The 17,374-nt window shown below is 37.4% G+C and carries 14 protein-coding genes; 3 read left to right on the forward strand and 11 right to left on the reverse strand.

Features of this window, described 5'->3' with window-relative positions; translation table 11 throughout:
• Window positions 1–77 precede the first annotated feature (77 nt).
• Complete coding sequence (locus tag FB2170_RS10360; protein WP_013306505.1) at window positions 78–530, forward strand: SRPBCC domain-containing protein; 453 nt, start codon at window positions 78–80, stop codon at window positions 528–530.
• 44 nt (window positions 531–574) lie between these two features.
• Here FB2170_RS10360 and FB2170_RS10365 read toward each other — a convergent pair whose 3' ends face one another.
• From FB2170_RS10365 to FB2170_RS10415, 11 genes are all read right to left on the reverse strand, one after another.
• On the reverse strand, window positions 575–2,014 hold the full coding sequence (locus tag FB2170_RS10365; RefSeq protein WP_013306506.1) for a Gfo/Idh/MocA family protein: 1,440 nt from the start codon (window positions 2,012–2,014) through the stop codon (window positions 575–577).
• A 29-nt stretch (window positions 2,015–2,043) separates the two neighbouring features.
• Entirely contained in the window at window positions 2,044–2,712 is a 669-nt protein-coding gene (locus tag FB2170_RS10370) for a DUF1080 domain-containing protein (protein WP_041632798.1), read from the reverse strand.
• A complete protein-coding gene (locus tag FB2170_RS10375; RefSeq protein ID WP_013306507.1) occupies window positions 2,712–3,503 on the reverse strand; it encodes a DUF1080 domain-containing protein in 792 nt (263 codons plus the stop codon). The genes FB2170_RS10370 and FB2170_RS10375 overlap by 1 nt, the downstream gene beginning before the upstream one ends.
• Window positions 3,504–3,518: 15 nt before the next feature.
• On the reverse strand, window positions 3,519–4,916 hold the full coding sequence (locus FB2170_RS10380; RefSeq protein WP_013306508.1) for a Gfo/Idh/MocA family protein: 1,398 nt from the start codon (window positions 4,914–4,916) through the stop codon (window positions 3,519–3,521).
• A 3-nt stretch (window positions 4,917–4,919) separates the two neighbouring features.
• Complete coding sequence (locus FB2170_RS10385; protein ID WP_013306509.1) at window positions 4,920–6,911, reverse strand: glycoside hydrolase family 97 protein; 1,992 nt, start codon at window positions 6,909–6,911, stop codon at window positions 4,920–4,922.
• Between the two features lie 141 nt (window positions 6,912–7,052).
• The gene (locus FB2170_RS10390; RefSeq protein WP_013306510.1) at window positions 7,053–8,135 is read right to left on the reverse strand and encodes an amidohydrolase family protein; all 1,083 of its coding nucleotides are present in this window, start codon (window positions 8,133–8,135) and stop codon (window positions 7,053–7,055) included.
• Between the two features lie 153 nt (window positions 8,136–8,288).
• Window positions 8,289–9,560, reverse strand: coding sequence for an adenylosuccinate synthase (locus tag FB2170_RS10395; RefSeq protein ID WP_013306511.1), 1,272 nt, complete (start codon window positions 9,558–9,560; stop codon window positions 8,289–8,291).
• Window positions 9,561–9,572: 12 nt separating this feature from the next.
• Window positions 9,573–10,028 carry a Fur family transcriptional regulator gene (locus FB2170_RS10400; protein ID WP_013306512.1) on the reverse strand — a complete coding sequence of 152 codons (456 nt, stop codon included), beginning with the start codon at window positions 10,026–10,028 and terminating at the stop codon, window positions 9,573–9,575.
• Between the two features lie 54 nt (window positions 10,029–10,082).
• Entirely contained in the window at window positions 10,083–12,287 is a 2,205-nt protein-coding gene (locus FB2170_RS10405; protein WP_013306513.1) for a RelA/SpoT family protein, read from the reverse strand.
• A 44-nt stretch (window positions 12,288–12,331) separates the two neighbouring features.
• Entirely contained in the window at window positions 12,332–13,564 is a 1,233-nt protein-coding gene (locus FB2170_RS10410; protein ID WP_013306514.1) for a M48 family metallopeptidase, read from the reverse strand.
• Window positions 13,565–13,602: 38 nt separating this feature from the next.
• On the reverse strand, window positions 13,603–14,409 hold the full coding sequence (locus FB2170_RS10415; RefSeq protein WP_013306515.1) for a TrmH family RNA methyltransferase: 807 nt from the start codon (window positions 14,407–14,409) through the stop codon (window positions 13,603–13,605).
• 205 nt (window positions 14,410–14,614) lie between these two features.
• On the opposite strand from FB2170_RS10415, the gene FB2170_RS10420 reads away from it, so the two are divergent.
• On the forward strand, window positions 14,615–15,076 hold the full coding sequence (locus FB2170_RS10420) for a (2Fe-2S)-binding protein (RefSeq protein WP_013306516.1): 462 nt from the start codon (window positions 14,615–14,617) through the stop codon (window positions 15,074–15,076).
• Between the two features lie 20 nt (window positions 15,077–15,096).
• The gene (locus tag FB2170_RS10425) at window positions 15,097–17,373 is read left to right on the forward strand and encodes a xanthine dehydrogenase family protein molybdopterin-binding subunit (RefSeq protein WP_013306517.1); all 2,277 of its coding nucleotides are present in this window, start codon (window positions 15,097–15,099) and stop codon (window positions 17,371–17,373) included.
• The last annotated feature ends 1 nt before the right edge of the window (window position 17,374 follow it).

Below are 17,374 nucleotides of genomic sequence, written 5' to 3' on the forward strand. Positions count from 1 at the left end.
GAGTTGGACAACGGTTATGTAAAAAAATCATTTTTTAGAATTGAGACCATTATTTAAGAAATAGGTAATTTACAGGAATGGAAAATGCAAATAATTATTTTCGGAAAATTGAACTTTCTTGTTCCCAAGAAGAGACATTTAAAGCAATAGCCACACGAATTGGTGATTGGTGGAGTGTGATTAATGGCCGTTCGGATAGGGTAGGAGGTGAATTTAAAATCTCTTTTGGTGAGGAATCTTATTGGAGATTTAGGGTAATATCATTGAATGAACCTTATGAAATTGTTTGGAAATGTATTGACTCCCATCAAGACCATAACCTTAAAGGTATTGATGAGGAATGGATTGGATCTATGCTATATTGGAAAATCTCTAAACTTGAATCTAAAACAACGATTGAGTTTTTACATGACGGTTTAATATCCACTGGTATTTGTTACGAAGTCTGCTCGAACGGTTGGGATTTTTATGTTTTGGACAGCCTAACAAGTTTTTTGGAAACTGGAAAGGGTAAACCTTCTGAAAAATAAATAAGACTGCCTATTTGGGCAGCCTTATTAATTATATAGAGTATTTAAAAATCTCTATAAGGGGCACTTAAAAATTCGTTCGCCTCCTCTTCAGCAAATTTAGCTGTGTCATTGTCCCAATGCAGGGTCTTGTTAGGGAAACGACCTGCAATTACACCTAACAATATCGTTTCAGTAAGTCTTGATGCATAGGAGAACGGAGCAGTACATTCACCTCTTCCCAAACAAGATTCAACAAATTCATGATAATGTTTAACACCTTCCGAGGCATAATTTCTAATTGGGTCACCCATGTTATTGGCCTTACTGATTTCCTCAATTTCTTTGGAGATATCGACGTATTCACCATCAACAATTTTTGTTGGTAATTGCATAAAATGAGGAAGTAATAAACGACCTTTATCACCAATGAACATGGCTCCTTGGTCGGGCAAAACGCCTACTCCCGCAGCTTCTGTTTTTAATGACATTTTTTCTTCCACTGAAGCATCACCCTTCTTGGATTTTCTTTTTTTCTTGGCCCCTGGTAATACAAGATCTTCATGTTCTTTTGGAGCACCAGGGCCATCATACCATACCCATTTTAACGAGTCCGCGGTGTATTTGGTTCCTGGAAACTCATATGTTACTACATTGTTTTCAGGAAATCCAAAACCTGTGGGTTTTCTGCATTCATTTTTGATCGTTCTGGGAACGTCCAAAGCCAAAGCATTATAGGGAGTGTCAAAAATATGAACGCCCATGTCACCAAGTGTACCGCAACCATAGTCCATTAGTTTTCTCCAATTTCCGGGATGGTACACCCCTTTTTTATAATCCCTTTTTGCTGATGTGCCCAGCCAAAGGTTCCAGTCTAAAGTTTCTGGAATTGGGTCCGATCCCTTTGGTTCTTTACCATCATACCCCCAATTCTTAGGAGACCAAGCTCTAACCGTATGGACTTTCCCAATAATTCCTGATTGAATCAAAAGAGTTGCCAATTTATAATCGTAGAACGAGTGTACTTGAATTCCCATTTGGGTAACCAAATTTTTCTCAGCCGCCAATTTGTTCATTGCACGAGCTTCAGATACGTGATGCGTTAATGGTTTTTGACAATAAACTGGTTTGTTCATGTTCATGGCCATTAGTGAGGCCGGGGCATGAGTATGATCTGGTGTAGAAACCACAACCGCATCTATTTCATTTTCCATCTCTTTTAGCATTATCCTATAGTCAGTATAGGTTTTCGCCTTTGGATGTAATTTTTTAGCAGCTGCAAGATTATTAGCATCTACATCACATAAAGCTGTAATGTCTACCAATGAATGAGAGGCGATGGCCTTTAAATCTTCGCCGCCCATATTCCCAACACCAATATGTGCGGTTCTTAATCTATTGTGTGGTCCCATCTTACCTATAAATGAGGGAACCAATGTTAGCCCTAGTAACCCTAGGCCACTTTTTTTTACAAAATCTCTACGATCTTTATTATGTGTACTCATATGAATATGATTTTTCTCGTTTTTGTTAGTTATATTTTTTTGATTTTGATATTTCTGAATCTTACAACATCACCGTGACCCAAAAACCCTATATGGCCCTCTGTACGTTTTAACCCAGGATGCTCTTTTTTATCCATTGTTCCATTTTTTGACGCTTCAATAAAATCACCATCTACAATGGTCGTACCATTCAATCTGATTTCAATTTTCGTTCCATTGACAATTACTTCCTGAGTATTCCATTCTCCAACAGGATTTAAAAAACCTCGTTTGGCAGGAATTATCCCATATACAGATCCATGGTACTGATAGGGTTTTAGGTCAGCATATTTATCCGCAGTATTGTCCAAAATCTGTAATTCTTTTCCAAGATACGCCACATCACCCTCTAGAGGAGAATGGATACCTAATCCATTATTGGCACCTGGAGTTAATTGAAATTCAAATCTGAAAATAAAATCACTGTATTGATCTACAGTATAAAGATTACCTCCACTTCCTTCCCCATTAGGATTAACAACAATCATTCCATCAATAGCTTCATAGGAATTATTATTGCCAATCCACCCGTCAAGATTTTCACCATTGAATAGGCTAACGAATCCATCATCATCTAATCCTTTTTGTGCGCCACAAGAGGTAAAAAGAACAATAATTAATAAAAAAGCAAAATGATTAGCTGTTGAACTTTTATACATTAAAGTTTTTTGATTTTGATATTTCTAAACCATATGGGACTTGAGTGATCTTGGAAGCCTATGAATCCAGTCTTAAATTTGCCATAATCTTCACTGTTTTTCCATTTATCGGAATTCTTTTTCTCATGCCAATCTTCAGACCAGGGTACAAATGAAAGTACCATTTTTCCATTCAGCCAATGTTCAACTTTTTCAGGAGTAAAAACAATTTTACTTGAATTCCACTCACCAACAGGGTGTAAAATTTTCCCTTCAGGGTTAGCTGCGTGCATTGCATAATCTGAAGCTGTTTGTTGCAATGGTTTGAGTTCTTCAGGTTTTTCTGTATAACCTAAACTCAAATTGTATTCAGTCAAATCATGTATTCTGGCATAATTTTCATCATCTATCAATTGGTATTCAGGAGATACTTCAGGCGGACTGTTATATCCCTCTTTTAAGTGGTAAAAAATACCCGAGTTTCCTCCTTCTGGGAGTTTCCATTCCACATAAAACTCAAAATTATCGAATTCTTCAGCTCCGTAAATGATATCTTTTCCCCCTTTATAATCTTGTTCTAGACCAAGTTCGGTATCAAACGTCAAGGCTCCATCCTTGGCAACCCACCCTGGAGGTAATGCTTTTCCATTGTACGCTCGCCAACCTTCTGTGCTTACGCCATCAAAAAGGGTAATCCAGTCATTTGCTTTTACTTGAGCCTCGATCCCCGTTTCTGATTTTGCTCCCTTCTTGACTGTCTTACAAGAATAACTAGCTAAAATCACAACTAGCATTAAAATAGTTTTTTTCATTCTTGCTATAAGTTATTAAGAAATTATACCTAATGGATTTGTGTTTTTCCAATTTCCTCTAGTGAAATCAGGGAAATTCTGTGGTGCACCGCCACTTGCAACTGAGCGTTCACTTAATGGGGCAACAGCACTCCAAGAACATCCTTCATATAGGTTTTGATCTAATGGAAGGCCTTTTTGAAGGCATTCTATAATCCGGTACCGCATCATCCCGTCCATGCCACCATGTCCACTTCCCTGAGTTGATTGGCTTAATCTTTTGTACAATGGATGATCATATTTTTCATATAATGCTGCCAGTTGATCGCCTTGAGCCCAGGAATGATGGTTTTTTGTAGCTCCTTCAATTCCACCTTCCAAAGCTACTCTTGTAGGAAAACCGGCAAGAATACCCTTAGTTCCTTGAATCATATTGTGGCGAGAGTATGGTCTTGGACTTGTTTCATCCCATTGCACCATAATAGTGCGTCCCATTGTTGTTTTGATGATGGAAGTATTCAAATCACCTCCTTTGAATTCTAATTTATTCCATTTATGATCAGCATCATATTTCTTTTCAGCATATAGCTTTCTACCCAAAGCAGGAGTAGAGAATGATACTAGACTATTGAACTTGTCATCAGTACGATCCAAATTCATATATTGTGCTACAGGACCTAATCCATGTGTTGGATAAAGGTTTCCATTTCTTTTGGCATAGTGATAAGTTCTCCAAGAACCCGTACCACGTTCTTGTTCTTCCATCTGACCTCTTAATTCATGAATGTATGCAGCTTCGGCGTGTAATGGCTCACCAATTAAACCCTGTCTACACATATTTAAATACATCAATTCATCCCTGCCATAGTTGACATTTTCCATCATCATACAATGCTTCTGGGTTTTTTCAGATGTATCTACAATTTCCCACATTTCATCAAGGGTGACTGCAATAGGAACTTCAACAAATGCATGAGCACCTTTTTTCATGGCCTCAATTGCCATTGGCGCATGGGTGGCCCAATTTGTTGCTATAAAAACTGCATCCGGCTTAACTTCATCCAACATGACTTTCCATTGGTTCTCGCCACCATGATAGAGTTTTATTTTTTTATGTCTTTTACCTCCGCCAATTTCCTTGGCCTTCGCTCCCCATTTTTCAACATTGTCTTGATAAAGATCACTAATTGCAACAACCTCAGTGCCTGGTAATTGAGCAATGAATTTTAAATGTCCCGGTCCTCTTGCACCTATACCTATAAAAGCTACTCGTACAGTTTCTAGTTTTGGTGCTGCGAAATCACCCATATATTTGGCACCATATGCCCGTTCATAGGTTTTCGAAGCGGAATTGGCAATTGAAGGGGTTATCGCCATGGCTGCACCTGCCAAGGATGTCTTTCTAATAAAATTTCTTCTGTTGATGTTTTTCATGTTCTACTTTTTAGTGAATATGGCCGAGTATCCTCCACCACTGGATAAATCTATTTTTAGTTTGGTATTTTCATTTACTGTACTTGAACTAACCTTGTAATCCTGGGCATTTCTTGAAGCATTGATTCCATCTTTATATGATTGCATATCAAATTCACCATTCCCCAAGAATGAAAGGTCTACTTCAAACTCCCTACTGGTCCAGTCGGTCATTGCTCCAAGATACCAATTATTCCCTTTACGACGGGCAACAATAATATAATCAGAAACCTTACCCTCGAGTACTACAGTTTCATCCCACACAGTTGGTATTTGCGTTATGAAATCTACAGTTTCCTGTTCTTTATAATAAATCGTTGGTGATTCACACAACATTTGAACGGGAGCTTCGAATACCACATACATGGCAACTTGATGGGCCCTGGTACCAAAAGCCATTGGTCTTGTGAAAAGCGGAGCATAATTTGATCCACCGGTTTCATAATCAATTTTATTCATGTTGATCATTGCGCCAGGAGTATAATCGAAAGGGCCTGCAGCCATTCTTACAAAGGGCAAGGTGACGTTATGTTCTGGTGTTATTGCCGAACTCCATTTATTGTTTTCATTACCTCTTACACCCTCGTAATTTATAATATTTGGCCACATACGTTCAACTCCTGCAGGTTTAAAAGCTCCGTGGTAATCAACCAAAAGTTTATATTTTGCCGCTATCTCAGCAATTTTCTCATAAGACTCAACAACGTACTGATCGCTTCGTTGCATAAAGTCGGTTTTGATTCCCACTGCTCCCCAACTCGCATATAGACTCAGAATTTTTTCGGGGTCCTCATACAGTGGTTTCCAAAGGACCCATAGTATTATTTCCACGTTTTTTGATTTGGCATATTTAATTAATCCTGGAACATCAATATTCTCATTGTCTTCCAAAATTTCCGTGGTGGATTTGGTCCACCCTTCATCTAGAATCACATATTCAATTCCGTTATTTGAAGCGAAATCGATAAAATACTTATAGGTTTCGTCATTTACCCCAGCTTCAAAATCAACTCCATAGATGTTATTTGCATTATACCAATCCCAAGCTACTTGACCAGGTTTAATCCAAGATGCATTTGGAATTTTTGATGGTTTCGCCAATTGTGCAACTAAATTGCTTTCTACAAATGTTCTGTCATCATCGCTGATGATAAAAACCCGCCAAGGGTAAGAGCGTTTTCCACTGATTTTTGCAATGTAATCCGCTTCTTCAGTAATTATTTGATTTCTATCAGGACTAGAGGCCTCATTTGGGACAGTATTTAATACATATTTGGGGAAGACCGCATTCATAGTTGAATTAGACCCTCTTTCAAGAAATAGTCCAGGATAATTGTGCAATGAGGATTCGGTAAAAAGAACTTTGGCATTTTTCGTATTGAACATTACCGGGAGGCTGCAGAAATCACCATTTTTCATTTCTGAAATGTCTTTTTTCAAATAATCCCTTTCATTATGAGAATACATTGATTCTTCTTGAGGAAAAAAAGAAGAAGTTCCTTCAGGAAAAGTCAGCGACATTTGTTCGTTTACAACTTTTTTGGTTCTTGAGCTTTTGTCAATAAATTGATAAGCAATTCCATCATCGAATGCTCTGAACAATAGCTGATATTCACCCCTGAAATTCAAACTCAATTCATTATAATTGTTTTGGACCATTGCATCTTTATTTGGTACTTGAACGAGCAATGTTTCATTTACACTTTTAAAGCGCTTATTTCGCAATTGGGGCGAATCTCCTATAACTCTTCCATTACCCATATTCATTGAAACAATGGCTTTTTCAATTATTATATTACCATTGAGACTTGCACTCCAGTTTATGGTTTCTGAAATTCCAATATTTAGAGTGATTTTTCCGTCTGGGGATTTAACATTAAGGTCTTGCGCCGTATTTATTCCTACAACAAAAAGAAAAGTAACTAGGAATATATGAAATCTTTTGTTTGGTCTCATAATTGCAATTCAAGTCAATTTTGGTTGAATTTAACAAGTTACAATAAAACCACTCAATTATAAAATCATTTCGGCAGATGCCACATTAGAAAAGACAATTGTTCAAAATCGCTAAAACACTTGCTAAAAATTTGAAGTACACTATTCAGCAAGTTTCAACAAGATTCTTGCATTTTGATGATATACCTTGTTTAGGACATTAGTTGAGAGTCCAAGTCCTTTTGTTTTTTGATTTCTGATAATTAAGGAGTCAGTGCCACTTAAATAATTCCATAATAGAGAATAATTCGCATGCAGTCCTTCAAATTCGTCTTTTTGCTCAATATTAGATAATGAATCTTTAGGTAGTGAATTACCATAATCGGTTCCAAATAAAATTCGGTCTTGAAAGGTTATGAAGAAATCCTTAACCTTTTCAGAATCTTGACCTGCTAAATCGCCAAATCTAGCTGCAGGTTCAACAGACATATTTGGGAATTTATTTAGACGTTCAGCTATCATTTCTACGTCATGCGACATACTTCCCATGTGCGCACACAAAATAGTTAGATTTGGATTATTTTCAATCCATTTGTCACGAGCTTTGATTATGGTCTCATAAGCAGGTATTTCAGGAATTTTATAAGCATGGTATTGCGGATTGTCATTATAATACCCATAATGTGGGTTCTTTGGGTCGTCAAGTGGCCTCCAGGCCTGAACAGGCTCAGCTATATGTGCAATAACAGGAATTCCTTTTTTAGCTAGATAATCCCAAATAGGTTGTAAGCGGTCATCATCTATCTGAATAAAAGAACCTGAATCATCTTTGGTAACCATCCCAAAATTCTTCCAAACCTTTACCATTTTTGCACCTAAGGCAATTTCTTTATCTAACCGTTTAATGTTTTCATTGGCAAAATCCGGAGAATCAATTCCAGTTCCAACCAAGGAAGAACATAAATAAAAAGTTTCAGGATGTTGTTTTGTGATTTGTACGTATGAATCCCAGCTTCTGGTATTTTCATGGGCTACGTCTACAAGTAAGCCTTGCATATTCCATTTTTCAAAGAATGTTTGAATGGAATCTCGTGTATATTTAAAATGAGAATGTATATCAATCTTTTTAATTGAATTTATACTCAAATTGTCTTGAGCAACTAACTCTGTTGGTTTGCTTTTGGTTTTTTCACCACAAGCTACTAAAGTGAATACAACGAATATAAATAACAAACTATTTCTCATAATTTATTGGATAATAAATGGTTATGAAAGATAGTGTATTATTAATTAGTATGGAAATATGCAAGTTTTCCAAAGACAAGTTAGATAATCTACAGATATAAAAAAGCCCTAAATCCTAATGGACGTAGGGCTTTCTAATAAATCTTGTATAGATTATCTATGAATAGTCTGTGTTCTATCAGGACCAACAGAAACTATTTTAACTGGAACCTCCAATTCTTTCTCCAAAAAGTCTATGTAGTCGTTCAACTCTTTAGGCATTTCTTCCGCTTTCCTCATTTTCGTCAAATCTTGCGACCACCCTTTCATTTCGGTGTAAATGGGCGTAATGTTTTTAGCTTCAATATTATAAGGTAGATGGGTTATGGTTTCTCCTTTATACTTGTAAGCCGTACAAATTTTCAATTTTTTAAATCCACTTAGGACATCGCCTTTCATCATCATCAATTCAGTAACACCATTTACTTGAACTGCATATTTCAAAGCTACTAAATCTAACCAGCCACAACGCCTAGGTCTTCCGGTTGTCGCCCCAAATTCATTGCCTACACGTCCCATAGTTTCGCCATCTTCATCAAAAAGTTCTGTTGGGAAGGGACCGCTACCTACACGCGTCACATAAGCTTTGAAAATACCTTTAACATCACCTATTTGATTTGGTGCAACGCCTAGTCCGGTACAGGCACCAGCCGCAGTGGTATTACTTGATGTTACAAAGGGGTAAGTGCCAAAATCAATATCCAATAACGAGCCTTGAGCACCTTCGGCAAGTATTTTTTTGTCACCTTTTTGGGCTTGATATAAATATTCTTCGCTGTCAATAAAAGAAAGATTCTTCAATGCTTCGATTGACTTGAAAAACTCAGATTCCAGTTCTTCCAGATCATATTGTATATCAACATTATAAAACCCGATCATGGCTTCATGCTTGTTGGCCAAAGCTCTATATTTTTTTTTCCAATCAGATAATTCCAAGTCCCCAATACGCATTCCGTTTCTTCCAGTCTTGTCCATATAAGTAGGTCCAATTCCTTTTAAGGTAGAACCTATTTTGGCTTTACCTTTTGAAGTTTCAGAAGCTGCGTCCAATAAGCGATGCGTTGGTAGAATTAAATGTGCTTTTCTTGAAATGAGGAGTTTGGACTTAATATCAATATCAAACTTATCCAAAGCATCCAATTCCTTTTTGAAAATCACTGGATCTATTACAACGCCATTTCCAACAACGTTCATTGCGTTTTTATGGAAAATTCCCGAGGGAATGGTATGTAAAACGTGCTTTATCCCATCAAATTCAAGTGTATGTCCTGCATTTGGTCCCCCTTGAAAACGTGCTATTATATCATAGTTTTTTGTAAGTACGTCAACGATTTTTCCTTTTCCCTCGTCTCCCCACTGTAATCCCAACAATAAATCTACTGCCATTGATAAGTCTGGTTAGTTGTTTGTATTCTCTTTTTTGTTTTTGGTCCCATAAAAGTATAATGAATGAGTATTGATTTTGATATCAAAGACCTCTTCTATGGTTTTTTTGATAGATTGAATTCGAGGATCACAGAACTCCATAACCTCTCCAGTATCAGTAAGAATCACATGGTCATGTTGGCGGTCAAAATATGATTTTTCATATTGCGCCTGGTTTTTACCAAATTGATGTTTACGAACCAATTTGCAATCCAATAAAAGCTCTATGGTATTGTATAATGTTGCCCGACTGACCCTATAATTTTTGTTTTTCATATTTATGTAAAGCGACTCTATATCAAAATGATCGTCACTATCATAAATTTCTTGCAGTATCGCGTAGCGTTCGGGTGTTTTTCTATGCCCTTTTTCTTCTAAAAAGGTTGTGAATACGTTTTTTACAATTTCTTGGTTCTTGTTAGGAGCCATATCAATAATCACTGCATTAATGTGCAAATGTACAGCTAAATTTTAATTAAGTTTCTAAACTCGGGTTACTTTATCGATTCCGTTAATTTGTTTCAAATTAGCAATTAATTTTTTGAGAATGAGGTTGTTTTTTACGACAACTGTAATTCTACCAACAAAGGTGCCACTATCTGTGCTAAAATTTAAATTCCTAATATTCACACTCATGTGATTGGAAATCACTTCGGTAATTTCACTGATCAAACCTAGATTATCGATTCCCGTTAATTGAATTTCTGATTTGAATTCTTGTTGGGACGAATCGATCCATTTGGCACTTATAATTCTATAAGCGTAGTTAGATTGAAGCGAAATGGCATTGGGACAGTTCTTTTTGTGTACTTTGATTCCTTCATTGACACTTACAAACCCAAAAACATCATCCCCAGGAATAGGGTTACAACATTGCGATAACTTATAGTCGAGTTTTTCTTCTTCCTTACCAAATACGAGCATGTCGTATTTAGCGGTAATTTCTTCTTTGTCAATACCTTCGGGTATTGTTTTTCTTCTTATTTTACTTTTAAAGAAACTAATGAAGGCATTGTTGTACGATGAGGCAAAGTCTTTGATTTTTTGATTGTCGATAGCACCGCTCCCAACTCGATAGAAAAGATCTAGGCTAGTTTTTAGTTTAAAGAAGATGACCATTTTGTTAATGGTATCTTCATTAAGATTTATCTTTTGTGATTTTAGTTTTCTTCGGAGTATTTCTTTGCCATCTTCAGCAATAGATTTCTTTTCTTCGCGTAGGGAAGATTTAATTTTTGCCCTTGCTCTTGCTGTTGTTGCATAATCCAACCAGTTCTGATTTGGTTTGGCCTGTTCCGACGTTATTATTTCAACTTGATCACCGCTTTTTAAAGATGTGTTCAATGGCACTAATTTACCATTGACTTTTGCACCACGGGTACGCATGCCAACTTCGGTGTGTATGTTGAAGGCAAAATCAAGAGGAGTAGCTCCTTTCGGCATTGATTTTAACTCTCCTAGCGGGGTGAAAACAAAGATTTCTTTGGAATAAAGATTGAGTTTGAATTCCTCTACAAAATCAACAGCGCTGGTATTTGAATTCTCCAATGCTTCTTGTAGTTTGTTTAGCCAAACCTCAATGCCCTGTTCTTTTTGATTGCCATGCTTGTATTTAAAATGAGCTGCATATCCTTTTTCTGCTATTTCGTGCATTCGCTCACTTCGAATCTGTACTTCTACCCATTTGCCTTTAGGTCCCATTACTGTTATGTGCAATGCTTCGTATCCCGTAGATTTTGGTGAGGATATCCAATCTCTGAGCCGAACTGGGTTAGGGGTAAAGTGATCGGTTACAATGGAATATATCTTCCAAGCCAAGAATTTCTCATTCGCTTTGTCCGATTTATAGATAATGCGAATAGCAAATTTGTCATATATCTGATCAAAAGAGACATTCTGAACCTTCATTTTCTTTCGAATCGAGAAAATGGATTTCATTCGCCCTTTGATGTTGTAATTCAACCCTTCCTTATCTAGAGAATCACGAATTATACTGGTAAAGTCATCAATGTAATCTTGTTGTTCTTCAGTTGACACTTCAATCTTACTATTGATGTCTTGGTAAACCTCTGGTTCAGTATATTTTAAACTAAGATCTTCGAGCTCTGTTTTTATATTATAAAGCCCAATACGATGTGCTAAGGGGGCATAGATATACAGAGTTTCCGATGCCATCTTCACTTGCTTGTGCTCTGGCATGGCATCCAAGGTGAGCATATTGTGATATCTATCAGCAATTTTGATAATAATTACACGTACATCGTCATGAAGGGTTAGCAACATTTTTCGGAAGTTCTCCGCCTGTTGCGATATGTTCATGTCCTTTTTAAGGTGGGCTATCTTTGTGAGACCATCAACAATACGTGCCACGGTTTCCCCGAACATTCGTTCAATATCATCGAGCGTATAACTTGTGTCCTCAACAACATCATGAAGCAAGGCCGAGGCAATTGAAACGGCATCTAAACCTATTTCAGAGGCAACGATTTTAGCCACCGCAATAGGGTGAAAAATATAAGCTTCACCAGATTTCCTACGCTGTTCTTTATGCGCGTCAACAGCTATTTCAAAAGCTTGTCGAATCAATATCTTATCATCATTCGATAAAGTTTGATAACTGATTCGCAGTAATTCTTTATACTGTTTGGCAATTTGCTTATTTTCTTTTTCTATCGCTGCTTGCGTCATACCTAAATAAAATTACCACAATCCATATCAATACACAACAAAAATTATGCCTTTAAATTCCTTACTCGGTCAATCAATGGTGGGTGCGAATAATGCATAAAAACGTAAGCAGGATGAGGTGTTAAGTTACTCAAGCTGTTTTTGGAAAGCTTTTTGAGCGAGGTAATCAAAGGCAAATGAGAAAAGGTGTTTTTTGCATAATCATCTGCCTGATACTCGAATTTTCGAGATAAATAGTTCATTACCAAGCCTGTCAATTCAGATATTGGGCTGTAAAGTATTCCAAAACCAATCAGCGCCGCATGAAAACTTGGTTTAGAGACACCTATGGCTTTCGAAACCTCAGGATTGTTTATGAATAATGACAGAAGAAACAAGGTGAATCCTGTTAGTAGTATTGAGGTTACAATATTGAAAATGATATGATTACGCTTATAATGACCAACTTCGTGCGCCAATACGGCGACGATTTCATCTTCTTCCAAATCATTGATAAGTGTATCGTACAAGGTTACTCTTTTTTCTTTTCCGAAGCCAGAAAAATACGCATTTGCCTTGGTTGATCTTTTGGAGCCATCAATCACAAAAACATTCTTAAGTTCAAATCCCACTTTCTGGGCATAGGACTCAATTTTACTTTTCAAACTACCTTCTTCCAGTGGTTTTTGTTTGTTAAACAAAGGAACAATCAACTTGCTGTAAAATAAATTCATAAATAAAGTGAAAGCAGCTACAACCACCCAGGCATAAATCCAAAAGTTGGTACCTGCCCATTCGAAGAACCATATGATCAATGCGGTAATTCCACCCCCAATTATAGCCATCATTAGATAACCTTTAAGTTTATCCAATAAGAAGGTTGTTTTAGTGGTTTTATTAAAACCGAATTTCTCTTCTATTACAAAAGTTTTATAGTAACCAAAAGGGGTTGTGATAATGTCGCTACCTATCATAATAGTTGCAAAGAATATGAGAGCTATGACAATCGAATTGTCCGAAACACTGCGAGCCATATTGTCGAGCCATTCGAATCCTCCAAAAAAGAGGAACCCAAGGGTTAAGAGCAACGAAAATCCTGAAGTCAACAGTCCAAAACTATAGTTCGTCTTTTTGTAATTCTGAGATTTTTGATATTCGTTGGTATCAAAAACATCTTGCAATTCTTCAGGAACTGGATCATCGTATCGTTTCGAGTTCAAAAAGTCCAATGTAGTTTCAAGAATAAACTCTATCACCAAAATTGAGATGATTATATAAAATAGGGTAGTGTGGGTCATTGTCTGTTTTGGAATAATCTGGTTAAGTTGGCAGTTGGTTAGACTGATCGTTGGCGTTTGGCCTCAAATATAAGTATTGCCGCCGATACTGAAACATTCATAGAATCAATTTCCCCTTCCATCGGTATTATTATGTTGTTTGTGGACGCATTTAACCATTCTTGAGACAGACCAGTAGATTCTGTGCCTACAACTATCGCAGCGGCTTTTTCGAAATTAACCTGGGTGTAAGGTTGCGATGCAGAGAGGGCCGCACAAAAGAGGTTTATTTGTTTCTTCTTAAGAAAATCAATAATTTGAGAAGTACTTCCCAACCCGATTTGATTCGTGAATACACATCCCACACTTGAACGAACAATATTGGGGTTATAAAGATCACCTTTAGGGTTAGCGATTAACACAGCATCTAAATTGGCTGCATCCGCGGTGCGTAAAAGAGCTCCAATATTTCCTGGTTTTTCAGGAGCTTCAGCTACCAGGATGAGCGCGTTTTTTCTAAGTCTAATATTTTCCAAGGAATGGTTTTTTCCTTTAACAATTGCTAAAATACCTTCAGTAGATTCCCTATAGGCCATTTTATGATACACTATTTTGGTAACTTCTATCAGTTCAAAACCATCATGAATGTTACTTAAAACCAAATCAATCTCTTGATCAGATATTATTTCCTTACAGATGAAAACAGTTTGAATAATATAATTGGCTTTGATGGCTAGAGTTAGCTCCCTTTTTCCTTCAAGAATAAAAAGGCCTGTTTTTTTACGTTCCCTTGATCTATCCCTTAACTGAACAGCATTCTTTATTAAGGGGTTCTGTAGACTGCTTATTGATTTGGAATTGCTCATTACGACAAAAATAAGGCAATAACATGGAATTCCTTCTCAGCTATTCACTTCACTTTTTAACATAAATAAAGGTTAAAAATTTATAGCCCATAAAAAGAGGATTATATTTTATTTACCTTACAGAGGTATTTTATTCTTTTACAATGCTGTAAAAAAAGGCAAAAGAATGATAATATGCTGAACAATTAACAAAACACCTGATAAAATGCCAACATTCAATTTAGAAATCAATGGTAAAGCCCAAACTGTTGATGTATCTGCAGATACTCCTTTGTTATGGGTTTTGCGAGACCATTTAGATATGGTTGGAACGAAGTATAGTTGCGGAATAGGGCAGTGTGGTGCATGCAATGTGCATGTTGATGGTACTGCGATGCAAAGTTGTCTTTTGCCAGTGGCACAGGTAGATGGAAAAGCCATTACAACTATTGAGGGACTTTCTGAGGATGGGTCGCACCCAGTGCAGGAGGCTTGGAAAGAAATAGATGTACCACAATGTGGATATTGTCAAGCAGGTCAGATCATGACTGCCTCGGCCTTATTGGATGAGAACCCCAGCCCAACTGAAGCGGAAATCAAGAATGCCATGACACGTAATATTTGTCGTTGTGCTTCTTATAGCCGTATTCATAAGGCAGTTGCTGTTGCCGCTGAAAAAATGAAATAATCAACTCAAAAAACAGAATCATGTCAACCCTTATACCATCAAATTTTAGCAGAAGGTCTTTTTTAAAAACCTCGTCTTTGGCAGGTGGCGGAATGCTCATAGGCATTAATCTTTTTCACGCGTGCAAGCCCAAAGCGGAAATGCCCATTGATATTTCAAAACTGAATTACAATGATTTCAATGCATTCATTAAGATTGCAGATAACGGAATGGTAACGATTTTTTCACCCAATCCTGAAATTGGTCAAGGTGTTAAAACATCGATGCCCATGTTAATTGCTGAAGAATTGGATGTGCCTTGGAATCATGTAAATGTTGTACAAGGTAAGCTTGATACAAAGAATTATACAAGACAGGTTGCTGGTGGGAGCCAGTCAATTCGTTTTGGTTGGGAACCATTGAGGCAAACGGGAGCTTATGCACGTCAAATACTCGTTAATGCTGCGGCCGTAAAATGGGGTGTTGATGCTTCCGAATGTAGTACAAGTCAGGGTGTAATAACCAATGGGTCTGGAGAAACGTTGGGTTATGGTGATGTGGTCAATGATGCAGCTATTTTGGAAAAAGAACGTGAGGTACATAGAGCGGCTCTAATAGCGAAGTTGAGTGAAGGTGAAGAATTGCCTGCAGAAACTATTGCGTTGAAGGATCCCGCAGATTTTAGAATTATTGGGACTGATGCCAAAAATGTTGACATTGATAAAATCATAAGCGGTAAACCACTTTATGGAATGGATTTTAAAACAGAAGGCATGTTATATGCTTCGGTTTTGCGCCCACCGTCATTTGGACAAGAGCTTGAGTCTTTTGATGCAACAGAGGCAAAGGCCATGCCGGGCGTGGTTGATGTAATAACTATTGGTGAAAAGGCAAGAAATTTACTTAGCGGTGAAGGTGCCAATTGGACGGTTAAATTGAGCAATAGTGATAAAGTAGTCGTTTTGGCAAATACTACATGGCAAGCTTTAAAAGCCAAAAAAGCGGTCAAAGCCATTTGGAAGAATAGTTCAACTTTGGAAAGTACCGAGTTTCAAGACAAGAAATTGATGGGATTATTGGATGGTAAAAAATTCAATACTTTACGAAAGGATGGTGATGTAAGTAAGACATTTGCCCAAGCGGACCAAATACTGGAACGCACTTATGAATCACCTTTCTTGCCGCATAACTGTATGGAGCCGATGAATTTTTATGCAAATGTTACTGATGAAAAAATTCATTTAGTTGGCCCCATACAAACCCCGGAGAATTCTTCACAAGCTGCGGCCGCAATGCTTGGTCGGGATTTCGAAGAAGTTGAATGTGAGATGACCCGAATGGGTGGAGGCTTTGGTAGAAGGTTGTATAGCGATTTCTTGCTTGAGGTAACTGAGATTTCTAATGCAATTAAAAAACCAGTTAAAATGGTTTCTTCCCGGGAGGATGATATGACCACTGGGGTTTATAGACCAGCTATTAAATACCGCATAAAAGCAAGTATAAAGAATGGTGAAATAACAGGTTACCATCTAAAAGAGGCTGCGATAAACGGAAATATGTACGGGCTTATTCCAAACTTCTTCCCAGCGGGTGCAATTGATAATTATCAGGTTGATGTAGCCAATTACCAGAGCAATATCACCACAGGTGCATGGCGTGCACCTTATACGAATTTCCTCTCTTTTGCGGAGCAAAGTTTCTTTGACGAGTTGGCAGAATTAATGGATAAGGATCCAGTACAAATGAGATTGGATCTTTTGCAGAAAGTGAAGGGGACAACAGACAAGCGTATTCAGTATTCTGCTGAACGAATGGAGGACGTAATTAATCTTGTAGTGGAGAAGTCCGGACTTAGAAACCCTAAAGAAGGGGTTTATCAAGGATTCTGTGCATATTATTGTCATAACACCCATGTTGCAGAAGTAGCTGATGTTGTCATGGAAAATAATAAACCAGTGGTGAAGAAAGTGACCGTTGCAATAGACTGTGGTATTGTGGTCAACCCTCTTGGAGCATTGAACCAGATTGAAGGTGGGGTTATTGATGGTATTGGACACTCCATGTATGGGGATTTAACTTTTAAAGATGGTGCCCCACAGAGTGAGAATTATAACAAATATAGATTGATTAGAATGCGTGAAGCGCCTGAAGTAGAAACACATTTTGTGAAGAATACTTTGTCCCCAACGGGATTAGGTGAACCCACCTTGCCTCCGGCTGGCGCAGCCATTGCAATTGCAATCAATAAAGCTACAGGTCAGAGACTTTATAAACAACCTTTCGTTGATCAGTTGAACAAAAAAGAGTTGGTAGGATAAT

This window comes from Maribacter sp. HTCC2170 (assembly GCF_000153165.2).
Classification (GTDB): Bacteria; Bacteroidota; Bacteroidia; order Flavobacteriales; family Flavobacteriaceae; genus Maribacter_A.

Excerpts from the sequence above, each read along its gene's own strand:
- FB2170_RS10385 (WP_013306509.1), bottom strand. The coding sequence starts at position 6,911 with ATGAGACCAAACAAAAGATTTCATATATTCCTAGTTACTTTTCTTTTT.
- FB2170_RS10375 (WP_013306507.1), bottom strand. The coding sequence starts at position 3,503 with ATGAAAAAAACTATTTTAATGCTAGTTGTGATTTTAGCTAGTTATTCT.
- FB2170_RS10420 (WP_013306516.1), top strand. The coding sequence starts at position 14,615 with ATGCCAACATTCAATTTAGAAATCAATGGTAAAGCCCAAACTGTTGAT.
- FB2170_RS10410 (WP_013306514.1), bottom strand. The coding sequence starts at position 13,564 with ATGACCCACACTACCCTATTTTATATAATCATCTCAATTTTGGTGATA.
- FB2170_RS10415 (WP_013306515.1), bottom strand. The coding sequence starts at position 14,409 with ATGAGCAATTCCAAATCAATAAGCAGTCTACAGAACCCCTTAATAAAG.
- FB2170_RS10425 (WP_013306517.1), top strand. The coding sequence starts at position 15,097 with ATGTCAACCCTTATACCATCAAATTTTAGCAGAAGGTCTTTTTTAAAA.
- FB2170_RS10390 (WP_013306510.1), bottom strand. The coding sequence starts at position 8,135 with ATGAGAAATAGTTTGTTATTTATATTCGTTGTATTCACTTTAGTAGCT.
- FB2170_RS10400 (WP_013306512.1), bottom strand. The coding sequence starts at position 10,028 with ATGGCTCCTAACAAGAACCAAGAAATTGTAAAAAACGTATTCACAACC.
- FB2170_RS10370 (WP_041632798.1), bottom strand. The coding sequence starts at position 2,712 with ATGTATAAAAGTTCAACAGCTAATCATTTTGCTTTTTTATTAATTATT.
- FB2170_RS10405 (WP_013306513.1), bottom strand. The coding sequence starts at position 12,287 with ATGACGCAAGCAGCGATAGAAAAAGAAAATAAGCAAATTGCCAAACAG.
- FB2170_RS10395 (WP_013306511.1), bottom strand. The coding sequence starts at position 9,560 with ATGGCAGTAGATTTATTGTTGGGATTACAGTGGGGAGACGAGGGAAAA.
- FB2170_RS10360 (WP_013306505.1), top strand. The coding sequence starts at position 78 with ATGGAAAATGCAAATAATTATTTTCGGAAAATTGAACTTTCTTGTTCC.
- FB2170_RS10380 (WP_013306508.1), bottom strand. The coding sequence starts at position 4,916 with ATGAAAAACATCAACAGAAGAAATTTTATTAGAAAGACATCCTTGGCA.
- FB2170_RS10365 (WP_013306506.1), bottom strand. The coding sequence starts at position 2,014 with ATGAGTACACATAATAAAGATCGTAGAGATTTTGTAAAAAAAAGTGGC.